Source organism: Mesorhizobium sp. M2E.F.Ca.ET.209.01.1.1 (genome assembly GCF_004010375.2).
In the GTDB taxonomy this organism is placed as follows: domain Bacteria; phylum Pseudomonadota; class Alphaproteobacteria; order Rhizobiales; family Rhizobiaceae; genus Mesorhizobium.
Genome location: NZ_SADP02000939.1, coordinates 1 through 307, shown reverse-complemented (window position 1 = coordinate 307; position 307 = coordinate 1). Strand labels below are relative to the sequence as shown.

Genomic DNA, 307 nt, shown 5'->3' with positions numbered 1-307 from the left:
CTGACCAAGTCGCTGGCATTCGAGCTTGGCCCGCGCGGCATAAGAGTCAACGCTATCGCGCCGGGCACGGTCGATACCGCCATGCGACGGAAATCGATCGAAAACTTGCCGCCGGCCGCACAGGCCGAGCTCAAGGCCTATGTCGAGCGCAGCTATCCGCTGGGCCGCATCGGCCGTCCTGACGACCTCGCCGGGATGGCGGTCTATCTTGCCAGCGACGAGGCCGCCTGGACCAGCGGCGCGATCTTTGCCATCGACGGCGGCTATACGGCAGGGTGAGGACAGCTAATCTCCCCCCTTGTGGGGG

General features: G+C 65.8%; 1 protein-coding gene. It reads left to right on the top strand.

The genetic code is table 11. The annotated features are described in order from the left end of the window. Window positions 1–279, top strand: a 279-nt coding sequence (locus tag EN852_RS38585; protein WP_135879886.1) for an SDR family oxidoreductase, incomplete at its 5' end; no start/stop codon positions are given. Window positions 280–307: the final 28 nt, after the last annotated feature.